This window comes from Hyphomicrobium sp. 99 (assembly GCF_000384335.2).
Classification (GTDB): Bacteria; Pseudomonadota; Alphaproteobacteria; order Rhizobiales; family Hyphomicrobiaceae; genus Hyphomicrobium_B.
Map to the genome: position 1 here is coordinate 2,136,596 of NZ_KQ031382.1, position 19,897 is coordinate 2,156,492.

Genomic DNA, 19,897 nt, shown 5'->3' on the forward strand with positions numbered 1-19,897 from the left:
GGCACGGCCAGCTAAACAGTGAGCGGAGAAAAGGCGAAGGTCGGACATACACCATGCGCGTGCTCGTGATTGAAGACGATAAAGAAACCGCGCTTTTCCTTCAGAAATCTTTGAAAGAGAACGGCCACACGGCCGACCTTGCGCATGACGGCGAAGCCGGACTGGCGCTCGCGACGGACGGGGCGTACGACGTTTTGATCGTCGACCGGATGTTGCCGCGCCTCGACGGACTGTCACTCATCAAATCGCTGCGGGCAGAGGGCAATCGCACGCCCGTGCTCATCCTCTCCGCGCTGGGCGAGGTCGATGATCGCGTCAAAGGCCTGCGCGCCGGGGGCGACGATTACCTGACGAAGCCATACGCCTATTCCGAACTCTTGGCACGCGTCGAAGCGCTCGGCCGCAGGACGGCGCCGGAAGAGCAGCAGACCCGCTACTCCGTCGGTGATCTCGTGCTCGATCGTCTCTCGCACCGCGTGACACGAGGCGGCGAGCATATTCTTCTGCAGCCGCGCGAATATCGCCTTCTCGAATATCTCATGCAGCATGCCGGTCAGGTCGTCACGCGCACGATGCTGCTCGAGCATGTCTGGGACTATCACTTCGATCCACAAACGAACGTCATCGACGTTCACGTTTCGCGTCTCCGCGCCAAGATCGACAAGAACTTCGATACGCAATTGCTGCACACGGTGCGGGGCGCAGGATATACAATTCGTGACGGCCCTGCTTGACCGGGTCGCGAAAGCGGCATCGACGACAGCCTTTGGACTGAGCGCGCTAGCGGTAGCTTTTTTTCTTTTTGCCGCTGCGATCGTCGTCGGCATTCTGTTCTGGCAGACCAACAACCTGCTGACCGATCAGGTGTTGACCACGCTCAACGCCGAAGCCCGCATCCTGTCCTCCGAAATGAAAGTCGGCGGCCAAGGCAAATTGACAGAAACGGTAACGGCCCTTTCCCGTCCGCAAGGCATTGGGCTTTATTATCTGGCCGACGCCAACGGTGGGAAGATTGCCGGAAATCTCAACCGCATTCCGCCTGAACTCGAAGCCGAGGGGCGCGGCGGCGTATTCACCTATCAGCAAACGGTGGACGGCGAGGAGAGAACGCATCTCGCGGTCGCCATTCCCGTTGATCTCGGTCCAGGTCTGCGTCTCATGATCGGCCGAGACGTCGAGGATCAGCGCGCGTTTGCAGATTCCGTCCGCCTCACATTTCTGCTCGGATTTGGCGTGCTGTCGATCGTCGGTCTGCTCGGCGGCCTTGCGGTTAGCCGCCTGATTGTCATTCGTATGGACGAAATCACGGCGACCAGCCGGCAGATCATGGAAGGCGATCTCTCGCGCCGCATTCCGACATCGGGCAAAGGCGGTGAACTCGACAGCCTCGCAGGCAGCCTCAACGAGATGCTGGATCGTATCGAAAGCCTGATGAGCGGTCTGCGCGAAGTCTCCGACAACATCGCCCACGATCTCAAGACGCCGCTCAATCGCTTGCGAAATTCGGCCGAGGCTGCACTCCGCGATCCTCGTGGCGGCGAAGCCTATCGCGAAGGCCTCGAGCGAACGATCGAGAAGGCCGACGAGCTGATCAAAACCTTCAACGCACTTCTCCTCATCGCCCGTCTCGAAGCAGGGCCCCTCGAAGAAAGTACGGAGACGTTTGATCTCGGCCGGTTCGTCGCCGACGTCAGCGAGCTTTACGCACCCGCTGCAGAAGAGGCGGGCTTCGTATTGTCGATCGAGACGGAGCAGGGCTTGTTCGTCTCGGGCAACCGTCAATTGATCGGACAGGCAATCGCCAATCTCATCGACAACGCGATCAAATACTCAAACGGCGGAGAGCCCGGCAGCGCCATCACCGTTCGCGCCGGCCTAGTCGAGGGACGCCCCGCCATCTCCGTCGGTGATCACGGCCCTGGCATCGACGCGGCCGATCGGGAAAAAGTGCTGAAGCGCTTCGTGCGGCTCGAGGCAAGCCGCACCAAACCCGGCACCGGTCTTGGGCTTAGCCTCGTCGCGGCAGTCGCCCGCCTCCATCACGGCGAAGTGCGCCTCGAAGACAATCAGCCGGGATTGCGGGTCGTGCTCCTGCTGTCGAACAAATGCTTGATCGCAGCCCCTCAACGCGGTGGTGACGCCGAGCCCGGTCTTGCGGCACAATGAGGTTATGGATCAGACCGTCTCATCAAGTCTCGCCGCGCAGATCGCCGAGTGGCCGCAATCATCACAAGAAGGCATCGGCGCCGAACGTTTCAACGCATTAAAGGCAGAATCTGAAAGCTCCTGTCCACCGCTCGTTGGCCTCCTGAACGATCCGAAAGTCGAAAGCCTCCTCAGAGGCGTGTTTGACGGCTCGCCCTATCTCGCCGCACTCGCGAACCGGGATCTCGCGCGGTTGGCCCACATCCTTGGAGATGCGCCCGAAAAACGCTTCGCAAAGGCCACCCAAGATCTCACCGCCGCAATGCGCGAGGCGCCCGACCTCGTAACGGCCAAACGCGCGCTGCGCATCTACAAGTCGGAAATCGCGCTTCTGACCGGGCTCGCCGATCTCGCCGGCGTCTGGCCGGTCATGACGGTGACGCGGACGCTATCCGAATGCGCGGACACTGCCGCCGCAACGGCCGTCCGCTTCCTGTTTCGCCTTGCCTCGGAACGCGGGCAGTGGCAGCCGCTCGATCGCGAAGAGCCGGAGCGGGAGTCCGGATATTTCGTGCTCGCGATGGGCAAGCACGGCGCGTTCGAACTCAATTATTCGAGCGACGTCGATCTGACCGTCTTCTTCGATCGCGACAAATCCCGTCTGACCGGCGACGGAGACCTGCAGTCGTTCTTCGTGCGCCTTACACGCGACCTCGTGCTGCTTTTCGATGAACGAACCTCCGACGGCTATGTCTTCCGCACCGACCTCCGCCTGCGGCCGGACGCGGGCGCGACGGCGATCGCCCTCTCCACGGCTGCCGCACATGGCTACTACGAAACCGTCGGGCAGAATTGGGAACGCTCCGCCATGATCAAGGCGCGTCCCGTAGCGGGAGACATCGAAGCCGGCGAGACCTTCCTCGCCGAACTCGCACCTTTCATCTGGCGCAAGTATCTCGACTTTGCGGCGATCGCCGACATCCACGCGATGAAGCGGCAAATCCATGCCCACAAGGACATCGGCGGGATAGCCGTCGCCGGTCAGAATCTCAAGCTCGGCCGCGGCGGCATTCGCGAGATCGAATTCTTCGCTCAGACGCAGCAGTTAATCGCAGGAGGCCGTCAGCCTGACCTCCGCGTCCGCGCGACCCTCGATGCGTTGGCGGCGCTCGAACGGCGCGGCTGGGTGAAGGCAGACGTGCGCGCCGACCTCGACCATGCGTATCGTTTCTTGCGACGCCTTGAACACCGCCTGCAAATGATCGCCGACGAGCAGACGCATGAGGTCCCGTCAAACCCGCAAGCACTCGAAGTCTTCGCGCGCTTCTCCGGCTACGACGGCACACTGGAGCTTTCCCGCGATCTTCTGGCGACCCTCGAGACGGTCGAAAAGCACTACGATGGCCTCTTCGAGGAGGCGCCGCAGCTCACGCCGGTAGGCGGGAACCTGGTTTTTGCCGGTGCGGAAGACGATCCCCGGACGCTCGAGGAATTGAAACGCCTCGGCTATTCGCAACCGGCGCAAGTGCTGGCGATCGTGCGGGGATGGCATCACGGCCGCTCGCCATCGGTCCGGTCACCGCGCGCCCGCGAACGTCTGACTGAAGTGCAGCCGCTTCTGATTGAAGCGCTCGCCGATACCGTCGATCCGGACGCCGCGATCGCAAGCTTTGATCGTTTCATCGCGGAGCTGCCATCGGGTGTTCAGCTTTTCTCGCTGCTCAAGGCGCAACCGAGGCTCATTCGGCTGATTGCCGACATCATGGGGTCCGCTCCGCGCTTGGCGCGCATTCTTTCGCGCCGCCGTCGACTGCTGGACGCCGTGCTCGATCCGCAAGTTCACGGCGGCGATCTTATCGGCGCGGCCATCGACGAACTGGTGATGAAGGCATTTCGTGCGGCGCGCGCCACGGCCGTCGGCGACCCGATGCAGGAAATTCTGGATACGGCGAGACGGATCGGCAGCGAACAGGCCTTTCTTGTCGGCGTCAGAATCTTGTCAGGCAGCATATCGGCGACCGAGGCAGGCGCCGCATACGCGACGTTGGCGGAACGGCTCATCGCGGCGCTCTTCGCCGAGGTCACGCGCGAGATGGAGGAAGACCACGGTTGCGTGCCGGGTGGCGCCGCTGTCGTTGTCGCTATGGGTAAGCTCGGCGGCCGCGAAATGACTGCTGCCTCCGACGTCGATCTGATCCTGATCTATGATTTCGACACCGATGCGGAGCAGTCGGACGGTAAGAAACCTCTGTCCCCATCCCACTACTACACCCGCCTGACGCAGCGCCTGATCACCGCCATTTCGGCGCGGACAGCCGAGGGCGCGCTTTATGACGTCGACATGCGCCTTCGTCCATCCGGGCAGCAAGGGCCCGTCGCGACCCGCCTATCGAGCTTTACGAATTATCAGACGAATGAAGCTTGGACATGGGAGCACATGGCCCTGACGCGGGCACGCGTCATCGCGGGCTCCCGCGAGTTGGGCGCACGCGTCGAAATCGAGATCCGCAAGGTTCTGACGTCGCGGCGCGATCCCGCCAAGATCACGACCGACATCCGCGACATGCGCCAGCGCATCGAAGCCGAGAAAGCGACGACCGATATCTGGGACCTGAAGCAGGTGAGGGGCGGGCTTGTCGATCTCGAGTTCATTGCGCAGCATATCCAACTCGTGCACGCCGCTGATCATCCGGGAATTCTTAGCCAGACCACTCTTCTCGCGCTCGCAGCCGCGGCGGCCGAGGGCCTCATCAGTGGGGCCGACTACCGTCTTCTGTCGGAAGGAGGGCAGCTCCTGCTCGACTTGACGCAGGTGCTAAGGCTGACGCTCGAAGGCCGGTTTGACCCCGCCCAAGCCCCTGAAGGACTTAAGGCTTTGCTGGTCCGCTCTGGGACGACGGCCTCGTTTCAGGACCTGGAAACGAAGCTGAAGCGTACGCTCGGCGAGGTCCACGCGGCTTTCGAACGCTTAATTGCGTAGGGCTTTGCGCACCGGCGACGGATTGTGGCAGGTTATGACGTTCTTGCGATGACCGACACGGATCCGAGGCCCCAGGGCCGCACATCCGCGGCGTTGAGGCGCGAGGCAGGCTATTCAGGCATGTCGAGAGGATTAGTGGCGGCGACGAGGAGCGATGGTGGCCAGGCTGCTCCGCGGCTGGCGGCCGAGAGCCGGACGGACGAAGCACAGCTTGTCGCTGCTGTCAGCAGCGGCGACGGCGAAGCGTTTCGCCTGCTGATGGCGCGCCATCTCGGCAGCATTGTCGCCGTGGCACGCCGCATGTTGCGGGATGACGCGGAGGCCGAAGATGCGGCGCAGGAGGCGTTCTTGCGGCTTTGGCGCTCGAGCGGGACGCTGGAAATCGGACCGGCTGGCATCAGGCCTTGGCTGCGCCGCGTGGTTTCGAACCTATGCCTCGATCGCGTTCGCGGTCAGAGCCGGGTGAAGGTCGTTGACGAATTGCCCGAGGTCCCCGAGCCGGCGCGACAGCTGGCGGGCCTCGAGAGCCAGGATACGCAGCGCCGGGTCGAAATGGCGATGCAGAAACTACCGGACCGGCAGCGGTTGGCGCTGACCCTCTTTCATTTCGAGGGCTTGAGCCAGATCGAGATCGGGCAGGTTATGGGAGTATCCGATGAGGCGGTCGAGTCGCTCCTGAGCCGGGCGAGGCGGCAGCTGAAGACGGATCTGAGATCGGATTGGGAGTCGCTGCGTAACGATGGCGAACTCTGAATGCGGGAGACGGCAGAACGATGTCACGGAATAGTCTAGGCCCCGTAGGGCTCGACAAACTGGAGGCCGCGCTCGACGCATATGGTGCAGACCGTACGCGATGGCCCGCGCCCTTGCGCCTCGCTTTGTCAGGATTGCTTGCCACAAGCAGCGAAGCGCAAAGCATGCTGAAGGACGCTGAGGCTTTCGATCGTCTGCTCGATAAAGCGCCGCAATACGACCAGAGCCGCCTCGACGGCTTGAGCCAGCGGATCATGGCGACGGCGGAACGTCAGCCTCGCGTGGTGGCGAGCGGCTCGGGCTACGCCGGAGAATCCGAGAAGCGCCCATCCGCATGGAGCTGGCAGCGGCGCAATCATGGCTTTGCCGCAACCGCTCTCGCAGCCTCGTTGGTGCTTGGCGTGTTCGCTGGTCAACTGAATGTTTTCAACTCGAGTGCCGAGGTGCTCCTCGGCGGTAATGGAAACGCCAGCAGCACCCGGTTGGCGCAGACAGACGACGCAGACGTTTTGCTGGATGAGGATCTACTGTGACGGTCGAAGTGAATAAACTTGCGCCTGCCCGCTCTGGATATCTCTATCCCGCGTTCATCGCGTCGCTCGCGCTGAACCTGTTGTTCGTCGGATTGTTTGCCGCTGCAGCCTGGCATCATCACGAAAAAAGCCTCGCGGCCAACGAGCCTGGTCTTTTGGGCTTCGTAAGGCAGCTTCCTGAAAACCGGCAAGATGCAGTCAGGAACGAGATCACTGGCGCTCGGGCGGCGATGAAGGATTTGCGTGCCAGCGTCAGAAAATCCTGGAACGACGCCAATGCACTGTTGACCCAGGAGCCGTTCGACAAAGTGAAGTTTGCGGAGGCGCTGGCAAAACTGCGAGAGACGGAGACCGTCTATAAATCGGGCCTGAACAGTGCCTTGGTTGAGACGGCCGCAAGCCTCAGCCCCGAAGAACGGAAAATTCTGCAGTCATGGCGTGAGACGCGCCGCCCGAACGTGCTGAGATCGCAAGGCGAGTCTGCGAAGGAAGACGGAGCCAAGTAGAATTGAGCACGGCGCGAGATTGAACTGAAGCCTCAGGCGGCCAGGAAGAGATCGTGCTGTGCAGCGGGCAGCAGGCGCACCGTCCATTTGCACTCGCCATCGGCGACAGATGTGGTGAGTTCGGCGCCCGACAGTTCCGAGAGCGTGCGCGCCAGGATCATATTGAAGCCCTCTTCGCGCGCAGTGCCGTTCTCGTCGGCACGAATGGTCAGCGAAACGTCGACCGCGCCAGGGCGAGATCTTGTTTCGATCCGAAGCGCTGTATCGCGCGCCCCGTTACGGACCGCCTCGCCGAGGAGGTTGATCAGCAACTGGCGCATGGCCTGGTGATCGCCGAGAATATCGCAGCCGGCATCGCTATCCCTGACGACTGAAATCGAACGTGCGGCGAGATCCGGCGCGGCGAAGGCGCAAGCTTCATCAAGGACAGACGCGAGGCGGCTCGTCTGACGGCCCTGGGATTCGGGAGCGGTAAGCAGAGCCGTGATGGCGAGCGCATCCTCAGCGCTTTTGAGCAGGATACGGCCGCTCGCATGAATATCCCGGGCGTAGGGACCGTAGTTCGACCCAAGCGGACCGAAGACCTCTTTCGTCATGATTTCTGAGAAGCCCAGCACCGCATTGAGCGGCGTCCTGAGTTCGTGGCTCATGTGCGCGGTAAGCTTCGCCCAAGCGGCCCGATCAAGAGCAGCCTCCGTGACGCCCGCGCCGAAGAGTTCCGGAAAGCGGGTTTGTGCGCGCCCGTCGAAGGCAGGTGGCGGGGAAGAGGTTTGTGGATCGCGCGCAGGCTGCTTCTTTGGATGTCTGGAACCCTGTGCTGGAAGCACGACCACCATGGCGGCAAGGCCAGCCCCAGTGACGAACAGCAAAGTCGAAAGCTGGTCGGCGTCGAGTTGCGGAACAAGCGCCCCAGCTGCGGTGAGGAGACCGGCGAACAGCAAAATCAGTCCGCGCCGCGAGAAGCTGAACCCGTTCGCGACCTCGCCGGCAGACTGTTGCCGCGAGCCGTCGAAGCCGGCAAAGCTTTCCCGTTGAGGAACGGACCAAGTCCGAGCCATCTCGAATTCCCTTGCTGAATTTTGTCTAAGTGCCCGGCCGTGAAAAGCGTTGGACGTTCATGTCCTCGGGCGTGATTCGACAATCGCCGATTTGCGACTCACCTGTCGAGGGAGAAAAAATCGCGAAGGAATCAATTTTGTCGCGACGACTACGGCGTGAGCATAACGGCTGCCGAGTGTGGCAGATATGCTCAGCTAGTCCTCCAACATCCGCGAAACAATCTCGTTGCAATCGCGGGAAATCGAAGCGGCGGCGACGCGCTTCAACGCAGCTTTGGCCAAGCCTTTGCGGCCGGGTTCGAGCGCCCTGAAGCTGCGGAATGCACCGAGCATCCGCGCTGCGACTTGCGGATTGAACTGATCGATCTCAAGCACCTTATCGGCAAGGAAGTCATACCCCGCACCGTCGCCGCGATTGAACTGCAAGGGATTGCCCAACGCGAAAGTGCCGATGAGCGCCCGCACCTTGTTCGGCGTCGTGATCTTGAAAAGGGGATGCCGGCAGAGCGCCTTGACCTCGTCCAGCACGGTCGGCCGCGGCGATTGCGCCTGTGCTGCAAACCACATGTCGATGACGAGGTGATCATCTTTCCAGCGCTGGAAGAAATCCTGAAGGATGTCTTCGCGGCCGGGCGCGTCGAGACCCGCGACCAGGAACAGTGCGTGGCACGCGTCCGTCATGTTCGAGGCTTTGCGATAATGCGCCTCGACCCTCTTGAAGCCATCGCTGGTTTCGCGCGCCGTCAGCAGTGTTAGCGCAGCATTGCGCAAGGCGCGCCGGCCCGCGCTCTTTGAGCTGGGCGAAAACTTTTTCTCCCGTGAAACCTCCGAGTAGAGCGTTTCAAGATCCTCCGCGAGCTTGTCGCCGATGGCACGCGTAAACAACCGGTGCACGTTGTAAATCGCCGCGTGATCGACGCTGCTCGCCTTCTCGCGCGCGACGTCCGCAACCGACGGCAGCTTCAGCAACTCGGCCTTATAGGCGTCGTCGAGTTCGCTATCGCGCAAGGCAAAGCGCAAAGCGTCAGCGAGCTTGGCGGACTTTGATCCGACAACGGCCTTCGGCCGCTTGGAATCGAGCAAGCCGATAATGCTGCGGGTCGTGTAGGCATTGCTGGCCTGCCAGCGATTGAACAGGTCGCTATCGTGATGCATCAGGAATGCGAGATCCTGATCCGATAGCGACATGGTGACGGTGACAGGCGCCGAGAACCCGCGGAGCAGCGATGGGACCGGCCGCGAGGTGACGCCCTTGAACTTGAAGTTCGTGGTCCGCTCGGAAACGGCCATGACGCCGTCGCGGATCTTGATGCCGCCTTCGACTTCAAGGTCCATCTCTTTGCCGTTCTCGCCGAGCAGCGCCATGCTGATCGGAATGAAATACGGCTGCTTCTTCACTTTGCCGGGCGATGGTTTCAGCACTTGATGAACGGTCAGCTCGGCGGACTTCTTGCGGCGGTCGTATGAAAGATCGCAGACGAGCTCCGGCGTACCGGCTTGCGAATACCAGCGGTGGAACTGAGAGAAGTCTTTTCCGCTGACATCCGCGAAGCAGGCGATGAAATCCTCGATGGTCACGGCCTGTCCGTCGTGACGCTCGAAATAGAGATCCATGCCCTCGCGAAATTCGTCTGGTCCCAAGATCGTTCGGATCATTCGAACGACTTCGGCACCCTTCTCGTAGACCGTCGGTGTATAGAAGTTGTTGATCTCGACGTAGCTTTCGGGCCGCACCGGATGAGCGAGCGGTCCCTGGTCTTCCGGGAACTGCAGCGCTTTGAGCTGACGCACGTCGGAGATGCGCTGCACGGTAGCGCTGCGCAGATCGGCGGAGAACTCCTGGTCCCGGTAAACGGTCAGACCCTCTTTCAGACAAAGCTGGAACCAGTCGCGGCACGTGATGCGGTTGCCGGTCCAGTTGTGGAAGTATTCGTGCGCGACGACGCTTTCGATCGATTCATAATTCGCGTCGGTCGCAGTTTCCGGCGAGGCAAGGATCAGGCGATCGTTGAAGATGTTGAGGCCCTTGTTCTCCATGGCCCCCATGTTGAAGTCCGAGACGGCGACGATGTTGAAGACATCGAGATCGTATTCGCGTCCGAACCGCTCTTCATCCCAACGCATGGCGCGCTTCAAGGATTCCATCGCCCAATGCGCGCGAGGTTCCTTGCCGCGCTCGACATAAATGCGAAGATCGACCTCGCGCCCCGACTCCGTCGTGAAGGTGGATGCAACAGGCGAAAGATCGCCGCCGACGATTGCGAAGAGATAGGAGGGCTTGGGATGTGGATCGTGCCAGACCGCGTAGTGTCGTTCGCCATCTGCAAGCGTCCCGCGCTCGACAGGATTGCCGTTCGCTAAAAGAACCGGCGCCGTCTCAATATCCGCTTCCAGACGCACCGTGTATTTGGCGAGCACGTCGGGCCGGTCGAGAAAATACGTGATGCGCCGAAAGCCCTGCGCCTCGCATTGCGAGCAGTAGACCCCACGCGAAAGATAAATCCCTTGCAGCGCCGTGTTGGCCTTGGGATTAACCACAGTCTCGATCTCGAGCGTGAAAGGCTCTTTTGGCGGCGCCAAAATCGTCAAGCTCGTGTCATCGACACGATAGGACGACGGCTTAAGCACTTTCCCGTCGAGGGCGATACTTTCGAGTTTGAGAAATTCTCCATCGAGCGTCAGCGGAGCCTTGCCGCTCGCTGCCGAATTCGGGTTCCGGCGAACGGTCAGCTTCGAGGCGACGCGCGTCTTTGACGGCGCGAGCGCGATGTCGAGGTGCACGGTATCAATCAGAAATTCCGGCGCGCGATAGTCGGCAAGCAGAACTGGCTTGGGGTTCTCTGACTTCATAATACCCGCCGTAATAGTTATCCGCGTCCGCCATTGATCAGCGCGTTACGCGCCTAGGGCAAGCCGCTTTTTGCTTCTAGCCGAGGCGATGGCGGAAATCATCGTAGCCAAATGACCGAAGTGTCCGCGTCGTGCCGTCCTCTTCGAGGATGGCAAGATCAGGGAGCGGGACGCCATTGAACGTGTTGTTCTTGACGAATGAATATTGCATCATATCGGTAAAAATGACGCGATCTCCGGCCTTCAGAGGCCTGTCGAAAGAGTATTCACCGATGATGTCGCCGGTCATGCAGGTTTTGCCCCCGAGAATGTAGGAGTGGGGCTTCTCGCCGGGTGGCGCCGCGCCTACGACTTCTGGCGTGTAGGGGACCTCTAGAACATCCGGCATATGCGTCGATGCGGATGCATCGAGAATGGCGATGTCCTTGCCGTTGTGATGGATGTCGAGAACGCTGCCGACGAGATAGCCCGTGTTGACGACAAGGCCGGCGCCCGGCTCCAAAACGACATCGACGTTGAACGTACTTCTGAACGCTTTAATGGCGGCGATCAGCTTGCCGATATCGTAGCCCGGCTTGTTGATGAAATGACCGCCGCCAAAGTTGACGGTTTTGACGCGGCGAACATAGTCGCCGAACGCGCGGCCGACGTGCTCGATAAGACCGACAGATCCTTCGTCGCCCGACTCGCAGAGAGCGTGCGTGTGAAGAATATCGACTTCATCCCACAGCACGCGATCGAGCGTTTCGGGCGTCGCGCCGAAGCGCGAGTAGGGCGCGCATGGATCGTAAAGCGAACCGCCGAGCGTGGCGTTGGAATAGCCTGGATTGATCCGAATGCCGATCTTGACTTCCGGATGCTGCCTGATGACCGGAAGGTTCTTCGCAATCTGCTCGGGCGAGTTGAAATAGATATGCTGCGCGAGCTTCGTCAGCCGCTCGACCTCACCAGTCGCATAGGCGGGCGAATAGACGTGCACCTCCTTGCCGAACTCGTCGTGGCCAAGCCGCGCCTCGTATTCGCCGCTCGCGGTCGTGCCGTCGAGAACGTCGCGCATCAACGGAAAAGCGGCTGGAAGCGCAAATGCCTTCGTGGCGAGAAGGATTTTGGCCCCCGTTTCGCGCTTGATCTCAGCGGCGCGCGCAAGATTGCGCTTAAGCGCAGCAACATCGAGAACGTAAGCTGGCGTCGCGACCGACTGTGCCCAATCGAAAGTGGGCAACTTCAATTTCGAATGCTCTGACAAATCGTGTCACCCGTGGAGTTTGCGAAAGCGTTCAAGGCGAGACGCGCACAGGTCCCGCTGTCGAGCCCGGCCATCTGTAGACGAAAGTCAGATAGGCGAGCGAAAGATAGATGGCCCCGAATGCCAAACTTCCAAGGAGCGCCGATGCCTCATACAGGGTGAATCCGTGAAGCCAGTCGGGACGCACGTTTCCAAAGCCGGAAATCTCGGTCGCAGGGTTCGCAAGCTTCGACCAGGCTTTTTCCGTCCCGACCAAGAGGGCGTTGAGGCCCAGGGTCAGCGCACCCATGAAGGCCAAGCCGCACGACAGCAAGGCAAAGGCCAGCAAGCGCAGCGAGATTGGCGCTTCCCGTAGGAAGAGCCAGAGCCCGGCGATGTAGGCCGAAATCATTCCGAAGCTCACCGAAACGACGGAGACGACGAGGCCCGTCAGCTCGTTGCGGATCGAAAGGATATCGGCCTCGCTCATCAGGTCTCGACCGAGAAAAGCTTCTTCTGATCGGACTTCTGGATTTCCTTCACCTGCCAGGGCAGGCCCTGCTCGGCGAGTTCTTCGAGGAATGGCTCCGGCGGCAGTTGTTCGACGTTGAAAACGCCTTTGCCCTTCCAGATGCCTTTGAACATCATGATCGCGCCGACGACCGCGGGAACGCCGGTCGTATACGAAACCGCCTGCGCGCCAACCTCTTTATTGGTCTCGGCGTGGTCGCACACGTTCCAGATGATGTAGCGCTTCTTCTTGCCCTTCTTCTCGCCTTTAAGGACGACGCCGATCGACGTTTTGCCGGTGTAGTTCTCGGCAAGCGAAGAGGGTTCCGGAAGGACAGACTTCAGGAACTCCATCGGAACGATGGGCGTGCCCTTGTGCATAACGGGATCGATGCGAGTCATACCGACGTTCTGCAGCACTTCGAGATGCTTGATGTAATTGTCGGAGAACGTCATCCAGAAGCGGATCTGCTTCAGGCCCTTGATATGCTCGACGAGGCTCTCTTCCTCCTCATGATAGATGAGATAGGATTTGACCGGACCCACTTCCGGATAGTCGACCATCGTCGAAATCGACAAAGGATCAATCTCGATCCATTCGCCGTCTTTCCAGTATTTGCCGCGCTGCGTCACTTCACGGAGATTGATTTCCGGATTGAAGTTCGTGGCGAAAGCCTTGCCATGGCTGCCGGCGTTGCAATCGATGATGTCGATCGTGTGGATCTCGTCATAGAGGTTCTCTTGCGCGTAAGCGCAGAAAACGTTCGTGACGCCCGGATCAAAACCGCAGCCGAGAACGGCCATCAGACCTTTGGCCTTGAACTTATCGTTATACGGCCACTGATATTTGTAGGTGAACTTCGCCTCATCGCGCGGCTCGTAGTTCGCAGTGTCCATGTAGTTGACGCCGGCCTCGAGGCACGCGTCCATGATCGCGAGATCCTGATAGGGAAGCGCCATGTTGATCACGAGGTCGGGCTTGACCTTGTTCAAAAGCGCAACCGTGTCCGCGACATTGTCGGCATCGAGCTGCGAAATCTCGATGGGCGATTTGCATTCGGCCTGGACCTTCTTGCAGCTTTCGAGGCGGCGCGAGGCAAGATGGATCTTTTTGAAGACGTCGCGGTTCATCGCGCATTTTTTTGCGACGACCGAGCCCGCAGCACCTGCCCCGATGATAAGTACGTTGTCCAACGAACGCTCCCAGATAAGAAATGCCGGTGACGCCGGCCCCAGCAAGCGCGTTTAAGGTGCGCCGGGGGCCCGAAATAGGGCACGCGGGACAATAATTCAATACTTACTAGAACTTGTCCCTCCCGGCTCGGCAAAGGCCAAGCAAATACTGTAAAATAATTATTTGTGACAGAGCCAGACTCAAGCTTTCCGGCTAAGCCGGCCGAATTCTGTTTGCCAAAGCCCGGCGCGACGGGGCGACCGCGCCGGGGTCGCTTCTGGGTGCTACATAACCTTGAAGCTCTGCTCTGCCAGTCCGTCGACATTCGTGAAGGGTTTGCCGCCCTTCGTTTCGATCACAGCCCACAAACGTTCGCCGATTTTGGGCTGACTGTTGAGCTTGATGGTGACATTCCGATGATCTCCATGAGGAAGCGCAGCCTCGCCGAGAGGCTTGGCCCCGCTGCGCCCTGCCGGATCAGATGAGTAGATCGCCAAAGTTCCGTCCTTCGGGACGAAGACATAGGTGATCGATACGGAATCTCCTTTTGGCTTTTGGTTCATTGCTAGAACTGATGCCGGCGTACCCGGCTCGGCCGCAAAAGAATTGCAAGCGACGGCAAAACTTGCCGCCACCGCACCGGCGGCAACGATCAATACGCGTGTAGATGTCATCGTTATGGACCTTACACTTAAGTTGCGACGAACAGGCCCTCCGCACACTGCCCGTCAGCAGTCTCGATGGTGGCGCCCGCTGCGTGCCCCGTCCATCGGCACGCCGCCACTCTGCATAGTCTTTAATATTTGGGAGCACTGGCGCCATTGCAACGCGCGAAGGCAGCAGCTTACGAATTATTGATCGGGAAAAACTCGAGTTGAACCTCAAGAGGGGGGGTGAAGCCACCATCAAAAAATGTCGAGAGAGTTTCGGATTCTCTTGCGCGAACGAGTCTGGTTTTTGTGCGGAATTGCATTTGCGTCACACTGGATCGCCATCCTGCAATTGCGATCCGTTCATGATTGCTGAAAACGTACTATACATATTATCAGTACAAAGAGTGGACTCTCCGGGGGGTGGTAATCATGAGCATATCGCGTGCGCTTGGAAGTAGCCTGTGCGGCAGTGTAATCGCTATCGCCCTGATTTCACCAGCAGCGGCAGCCGACCTAGGGGGCGATTGCTGCGCCGACCTTGAGGAGCGCGTCGCGGAACTGGAAGCGACCACCGCGCGCAAGGGCAACCGCAAGGTCAGTCTGACAATTTCCGGATGGGTCAACGAGAACGTCATCGTGTGGGATGACGGCACGGAGCGTAATGCATATGTCGGCACGAACTCTGTCGAGCAATCGCGTTTCCGGTTTGTCGGCGAGGCGAAGATCTCGGCCGACTGGTCAGCCGGTTATACTCTCGAGATTGGAACGCAGGGCCACCCGTCAAATCAGTGGAATCAAAACTCGCCGAGTTCTTCGAGCAGCAATCCGAACAACCAGGACAATCAGCTTTTAGTCCGCAAAAGCTACTGGTTCATCAAGAACAAGGATTGGGGTCAGGTTGCTGTCGGCCAAAACGGCACGGCAACGTACCACCTACTCGACGACGCCGATTTCACTCTGACACGTAACGTAGACGATGCCGAAGGCGCCGCGATCTATCTCTCGCAGTTCCAGCTACGGGCCAATGGACAGCCGTTGGGCACGAACAGATGGACCGACATTCTGCGCGGCTTCAATAATTCGACTCCCGGCGATAGCGCCCGTCGCAATGTTGTTCGCTACGACTCGCCGACCTTTGCCGGATTTTCCGGCGCGGCGGCTTGGGGCGAAGACGATATTTGGGATGTGGCGCTTACCTACAAAAACGATATCGGCGATTTCAGTGTTCTCGCCCGCGCCGGTTATGGCCAGAGTAATGACCCGGGCACTCAGTTTACTGGGACGCCAAGCACGTATGTCGCGGGAGGTACGCCTTGCATATCGTCGAGCACGACGACTGCATCGTCGCTCCCCCCGCCCAACCAGGCCTCTCATCAGGGCTTTGAATGCGATTGGGGCGGTGCCGCCGCCACGATCATGCACAAGCCGACTGGCCTGTTCGTATTTGGCGGCTGGGGAAAGCAGCACATAGAGACCGGAAATCCAGGAACCAACGCACTGCTGGTAGAGCCTGACAGCACAGTCTGGTTCATTCAGCCAGGAATAGAGCAAAAATGGTTTTCGCTCGGGAAAACGAACATCTTCGCTGAGTATCGCCACGATGACGCCGGCTCCAATCCGGGGAGAACCGTTTCATCGAGCGTGAATTTCTGGCAGGGGGGCATCATTCAGTACATCGACGCTGCGGAGCTGAGCCTCTATGCAGTCTACGAGCACGCAGATGGGGATGTCATCGGCAGCGCCGGGACCGTAAGCAACGGCATCCATAGCGGAAAAACATCCCTTGATGCATTCCAAGCTGGCATCTTCGGCGCAAAGATCAACTTCTGATCCGACAAGTTAATTATTTTATGGGGGAAGCTCACACGGAGCTTTCCTCACTTGCTTCCGAGGTCAGTTCATAGGTGGCGTGGCTTTGTGGGCGTTCTTGCGATCCAATTTTGGATCAAGTGTCGACGCTATTTTGAAATCGGCGTCGGCTGCCCGTAAATCTCCCTCATCCACCAACGTGTCCGCGCGCACGAAGTAGGCCATCGCGTATTTCGGGTTGAGCGACACAGCCTTCGTGAAGTCGTTGATTGCGTCCGCAAAATTTCCCTGAAGCTTAAACGCCAGCCCTCGATTGAAATAAGCAACAGCCTCATTTGGGTTGATCTCAATTTCGCGCGTGTAATCGGCGATCGCATTGGAAATATCGCCTTTCGCTCTGAAGCAGACGGCGCGATTATTGTAGACCTTCGGATAAAGGGGCTCGAGGGCGATGGCTTTGTTGTAGTCTTCTATAGCTCGATCGCAGTCGCCGAGAGCGGCATAAACGATACCGCGTCCGACGAAAAAATAGGGATCGCTGTTGGTCTCTGCAGCGCTGCTGAAGTCGGCGATTGCACGTTGAAAGTCGCGCTTTGCGAAATATGCTAGCGCCCGGTTTCCATAGTAGATCGCGAGGTTGCGCGCATTCTCGGGGTGAGATTCGATCATGACCGAGCAGCCCTCGATATGCGCGTCCGGCGAAGCTCCCTTTTCGCAATCACCTGCAGCATCCGCGAGGGCCGGGCTGGTCATCAGCGAAAGAACCAAAAATATTGAGGGACAACGCATATTCCTCTCCCCCGAGCATCCCAATGTCCTTAATTAAGAACTGTCACAAATATATAATAATTGAAAAGAGGAGCAAGCAGACGATCCGCATACGCACTGATAAATCGATCACTTTTTCACGTCGATCCAGATAAAGCCATCACGGTTGGGCATTCGCAACGCCGCCAGCGTTTTCGCGTTCATCTCTTCGCTGTCGCGAATGATGCCGTTGGCCGAAAGCAGGTAGGCCGTCACGGCATAGGTTTCATCGGCGGAGAGTGATCCGGCGGCTGCGGGCGGCATGCTCCGGCGAACGAAGTCGAAGATCGTCGGTGCGAACGGCCAGTAGGATCCTATTGCCTTGCTCGGATTGTCGGCCGATGGAGGCTTCGGCTCGCTGACAAGTTCTTCCGCCGTGCCGCCTTCGCCATGCACACCATGACAGCTCGCGCATTTCTGATCGTAAATGACGCGGCCGTCTTTGGTAGTGCCTTTTCCTGGCGGCAGTCCGCGCCCATCGGCGAAGATCGTTTGATCCCATTTCGCGATCTCGGCGGCGATCAACGGCGTGCCGAGGCGCGGAGCTTTGACGCCAGCATCCGCGGCGAGAGCGGAGGTCGCGAGCATTGGAAAAAGCATCGCCGATGCGGCGTGTCTAAGCGTAGACATGGCTGATCGTACCATCTTCATCGACGGCCCAGCAGACGATGGCGTTGTAATGAAAGTAGCCTTCGCGTCCGCGCTCCTTCGCCAGCACGTCGCGTTCGGGCTGGACGTAACCGGTCTCGTCGGTGGCTCGGCTTTTGAGGAGCGCAGCTTTTCCGTCCCAAGCCCACGCAGAGCGAAATCGCGTGAAGCATTGCGCCATGACGGGCTCCTGCAAATGCGCTTCGGCCCACGATTTTCCGCCGTCCGCAGAAACCTCGACCCTTGCGATTTTACCGCGTCCGCTCCACGCGAGCCCGCGAATTTCATAAATGTTTGCGCCGTGCATCTTTTGTCCTGGCGACGGCGACGTGATTAGCGATTTCGCATCCATGATGAACGTGAACATCCGCGCTTTGCCGGATGGCTGAAGCTCGGTGTATTTCGCCGTTTCGTTGCGTGTCATCGCGGGTGCATCGGTGACCTGCAAACGCCGCAACCATTTGACGTTCGTGATGCCTTCCCAACCAGGCACGATGAGCCGGATCGGATAGCCGTTCTCCGGCCGCACCCGCTCGCCGTTCTGGTAGAGCGCAACGATCGCATCATCCATCAGCTTCGCAAGTGGCAAGCTGACATTGAGAAGCCCGGCATCGGCCCCCTCGGCGATCACCCACGAGGCCTTCGCATCGACGCCAGCTTCGTCGAGCAGAATGGAGAGCGGCACGCCCGTCCATTCCGAACATGAAACAAGTCCGTGAAAATCGCCGACAGGCCGCTGGATCGGTTCTTCATGCCATCCGGCATTGCTGTTGCCGCCGCATTCGATGAAGAGAAAGCGCGAGCGCATCGGATAGCGAAGCAAATTGGCGACCGTGAATTCCAGCGGCTGCCGCACGAGCCCATGGATGACGAGTCGATGCACGGCCGGATCAATGTCCGGCACGCCGTCATGATGGCGCTCGAAGTGCAAGCCGCTCGGCGTGACGATGCCCTCGAGCTCTTCCAGTGGCGTCCAGGAAACACCGTCGCCCGCCGGCGCGCGATTGCCGCCGGTGTTGCGGACGACATGCTTCTCGTATTTCGACGGCGTGCCGTAGCCGCTGAAAGGCAGTCCGGTTTTGTGGATCCAGGAGGGATCGGCAGGGTCTTCGATCTTGGGCCGCTGCGCCTCTTCAGCACTGAGCGATGTCGCCGTCTGTGCCGTTGCCAGAACGAGACCGCCCTGAAGAAAAAGGCGGCGATGCAAAAGCCCGCCGCCCGCAACTGGCGCTAAATCGTCTTCTGTTAGCTTGCCGGCCATGAGGCCGTTCCGCTGATGTGGCGTCAGGATTGGCTCGGAGTCGAGTTACCCTTGAACACGTTACCTTTCGAATCTTCCGCCTCGACGCTCATCACATCGGAAGGATTGCCCTGATAGGTGAAGCGGAAATTCGGGTTTTCGCTGATCGAGATGCCGCCGGTCATCGTGAAGACGGTCTTGCCGCCGGTCTTCACCGCCACCTTGTCCACGAAGTGCGTCGGAATATAGAGGCCGGTCAGCTGATCCATCTGCATGCCCGAACTGTTCGGATGCCGGATCATCACCTGAGCTTCCTGAGCGGTGGCGTTATCGGGATCCTTGAAGGCAGTCATCACCTTCATCTTGCCCATTGTCTTGGCGGCTTCCTCAGGGTCCTTGCCGGCAGGCGCCGAGCAGCCACCAGAGGCTTTCACGAACTTCATCGTCATGAACAGTTTGCCGTCGTTCGTCTCGGCAATGGCGCGCACGTTCGAATATTGATCGATGCGGACGCGCGTAGCCAAAACGCGCTCCCCGGTGCCGGCGGCGTCGCCGTAAGTGAAGCTGGCGACAACGGGTGAAGGGTTCTTGTCGATGACAAGCGTCAGCGATTTCACATCCTTCGCGAACCCGGCTGGCAGGCGCACCGTCAGCGGAACCGTGGATGCATCCTCGGCCCGATAAGGGGCCTCGAGCATCACTTTCCCGGCGCCATCCGCAACGTCGCGGGTTCCGAAAAGGTCCGTCCGAACGCTATCCCAAATCGCTGCTGTATCGTCGGCCCGCGCGCCCAATTGAGGTGCCACGAGCCCGAGGATTGCCGCCATCCCGGCGACAATGCTGGATCGGATAAATTTGCTGCGCATCGTTTCCTCGCTTGCCGCCTTCAGGGCGATCTCCGCGTCCAAACGTCAATCCCGAATAAAATACTACATTAATATGGTGATGAGGTCATCAATTTCGCAAGACGCAGTTTCGCAACCGCAGTCAGCTACCTAAAGCACGG

Annotated in this window: 17 protein-coding genes; 7 read left to right on the forward strand and 10 right to left on the reverse strand. The window is 59.5% G+C overall.

The window, feature by feature from the left end; translation table 11 throughout:
* The first annotated feature begins 53 nt into the window (after positions 1–53).
* The 6 genes from G359_RS10330 to G359_RS10355 all read left to right on the forward strand — a co-directional run bounded on the left by G359_RS10330 (position 54) and on the right by G359_RS10355 (position 6,917).
* Positions 54–734: a response regulator transcription factor gene (locus G359_RS10330; RefSeq protein WP_045837878.1), complete on the forward strand. Its 681-nt coding sequence runs from the start codon at positions 54–56 to the stop codon at positions 732–734.
* Entirely contained in the window at positions 718–2,166 is a 1,449-nt protein-coding gene (locus G359_RS10335) for a sensor histidine kinase (protein WP_045836062.1), read from the forward strand. The genes G359_RS10330 and G359_RS10335 overlap by 17 nt, the downstream gene beginning before the upstream one ends.
* A 4-nt stretch (positions 2,167–2,170) precedes the next feature.
* The gene (locus tag G359_RS10340) at positions 2,171–5,125 is read left to right on the forward strand and encodes a bifunctional [glutamine synthetase] adenylyltransferase/[glutamine synthetase]-adenylyl-L-tyrosine phosphorylase (protein ID WP_245279982.1); all 2,955 of its coding nucleotides are present in this window, start codon (positions 2,171–2,173) and stop codon (positions 5,123–5,125) included.
* Positions 5,126–5,245: 120 nt separating this feature from the next.
* Positions 5,246–5,878 (forward strand): sigma-70 family RNA polymerase sigma factor, encoded by a 633-nt coding sequence (locus G359_RS10345; protein ID WP_045837880.1) that lies wholly within the window; start codon positions 5,246–5,248, stop codon positions 5,876–5,878.
* Positions 5,879–5,898: 20 nt separating this feature from the next.
* Positions 5,899–6,411 (forward strand): hypothetical protein, encoded by a 513-nt coding sequence (locus G359_RS10350; RefSeq protein WP_045836063.1) that lies wholly within the window; start codon positions 5,899–5,901, stop codon positions 6,409–6,411.
* Positions 6,408–6,917, forward strand: coding sequence for a periplasmic heavy metal sensor (locus G359_RS10355; protein ID WP_045836064.1), 510 nt, complete (start codon positions 6,408–6,410; stop codon positions 6,915–6,917). Before G359_RS10350 ends, G359_RS10355 begins: the two co-directional genes overlap by 4 nt.
* Before the next feature lie 32 nt (positions 6,918–6,949).
* Here the strand turns inward: G359_RS10355 and G359_RS10360 are convergent, their stop codons facing one another.
* From G359_RS10360 to G359_RS10385, 6 genes are all read right to left on the reverse strand, one after another.
* Positions 6,950–7,975 carry a sensor histidine kinase gene (locus G359_RS10360; protein ID WP_045836065.1) on the reverse strand — a complete coding sequence of 342 codons (1,026 nt, stop codon included), beginning with the start codon at positions 7,973–7,975 and terminating at the stop codon, positions 6,950–6,952.
* 195 nt (positions 7,976–8,170) lie between these two features.
* Positions 8,171–10,825, reverse strand: coding sequence for an aminopeptidase N (gene pepN, locus G359_RS10365; RefSeq protein ID WP_045836066.1), 2,655 nt, complete (start codon positions 10,823–10,825; stop codon positions 8,171–8,173).
* Between the two features lie 76 nt (positions 10,826–10,901).
* Complete coding sequence (nspC, locus tag G359_RS10370) at positions 10,902–12,053, reverse strand: carboxynorspermidine decarboxylase (protein ID WP_245279983.1); 1,152 nt, start codon at positions 12,051–12,053, stop codon at positions 10,902–10,904.
* Positions 12,054–12,102: 49 nt separating this feature from the next.
* Positions 12,103–12,540 carry a hypothetical protein gene (locus G359_RS10375; RefSeq protein WP_045836067.1) on the reverse strand — a complete coding sequence of 146 codons (438 nt, stop codon included), beginning with the start codon at positions 12,538–12,540 and terminating at the stop codon, positions 12,103–12,105.
* Positions 12,540–13,754, reverse strand: coding sequence for a saccharopine dehydrogenase family protein (locus G359_RS10380; protein ID WP_045837882.1), 1,215 nt, complete (start codon positions 13,752–13,754; stop codon positions 12,540–12,542). Before G359_RS10380 ends, G359_RS10375 begins: the two co-directional genes overlap by 1 nt.
* A gap of 264 nt (positions 13,755–14,018) precedes the next feature.
* On the reverse strand, positions 14,019–14,408 hold the full coding sequence (locus G359_RS10385; RefSeq protein WP_156150735.1) for a DUF7282 domain-containing protein: 390 nt from the start codon (positions 14,406–14,408) through the stop codon (positions 14,019–14,021).
* A 408-nt stretch (positions 14,409–14,816) separates the two neighbouring features.
* Here G359_RS10385 and G359_RS10390 point away from each other — a divergent pair, with 408 nt between their 5' ends.
* Positions 14,817–16,217, forward strand: a complete 1,401-nt coding sequence (locus tag G359_RS10390) for a porin (protein ID WP_045836069.1) — start codon at positions 14,817–14,819, stop codon at positions 16,215–16,217.
* Positions 16,218–16,280: 63 nt separating this feature from the next.
* On the opposite strand, the gene G359_RS10395 is transcribed toward G359_RS10390, so the two are convergent.
* The 4 genes from G359_RS10395 to G359_RS10410 all read right to left on the reverse strand — a co-directional run bounded on the left by G359_RS10395 (position 16,281) and on the right by G359_RS10410 (position 19,757).
* Positions 16,281–16,985 carry a tetratricopeptide repeat protein gene (locus G359_RS10395; RefSeq protein ID WP_045836070.1) on the reverse strand — a complete coding sequence of 235 codons (705 nt, stop codon included), beginning with the start codon at positions 16,983–16,985 and terminating at the stop codon, positions 16,281–16,283.
* A gap of 108 nt (positions 16,986–17,093) precedes the next feature.
* Positions 17,094–17,633 carry a c-type cytochrome gene (locus G359_RS10400; RefSeq protein ID WP_045836071.1) on the reverse strand — a complete coding sequence of 180 codons (540 nt, stop codon included), beginning with the start codon at positions 17,631–17,633 and terminating at the stop codon, positions 17,094–17,096.
* Entirely contained in the window at positions 17,620–18,912 is a 1,293-nt protein-coding gene (gene soxC, locus G359_RS10405) for a sulfite dehydrogenase (protein ID WP_045836072.1), read from the reverse strand. The genes G359_RS10400 and soxC overlap by 14 nt, the downstream gene beginning before the upstream one ends.
* A 23-nt stretch (positions 18,913–18,935) precedes the next feature.
* Entirely contained in the window at positions 18,936–19,757 is an 822-nt protein-coding gene (locus tag G359_RS10410; RefSeq protein WP_045837883.1) for a quinoprotein dehydrogenase-associated SoxYZ-like carrier, read from the reverse strand.
* Positions 19,758–19,897: the final 140 nt, after the last annotated feature.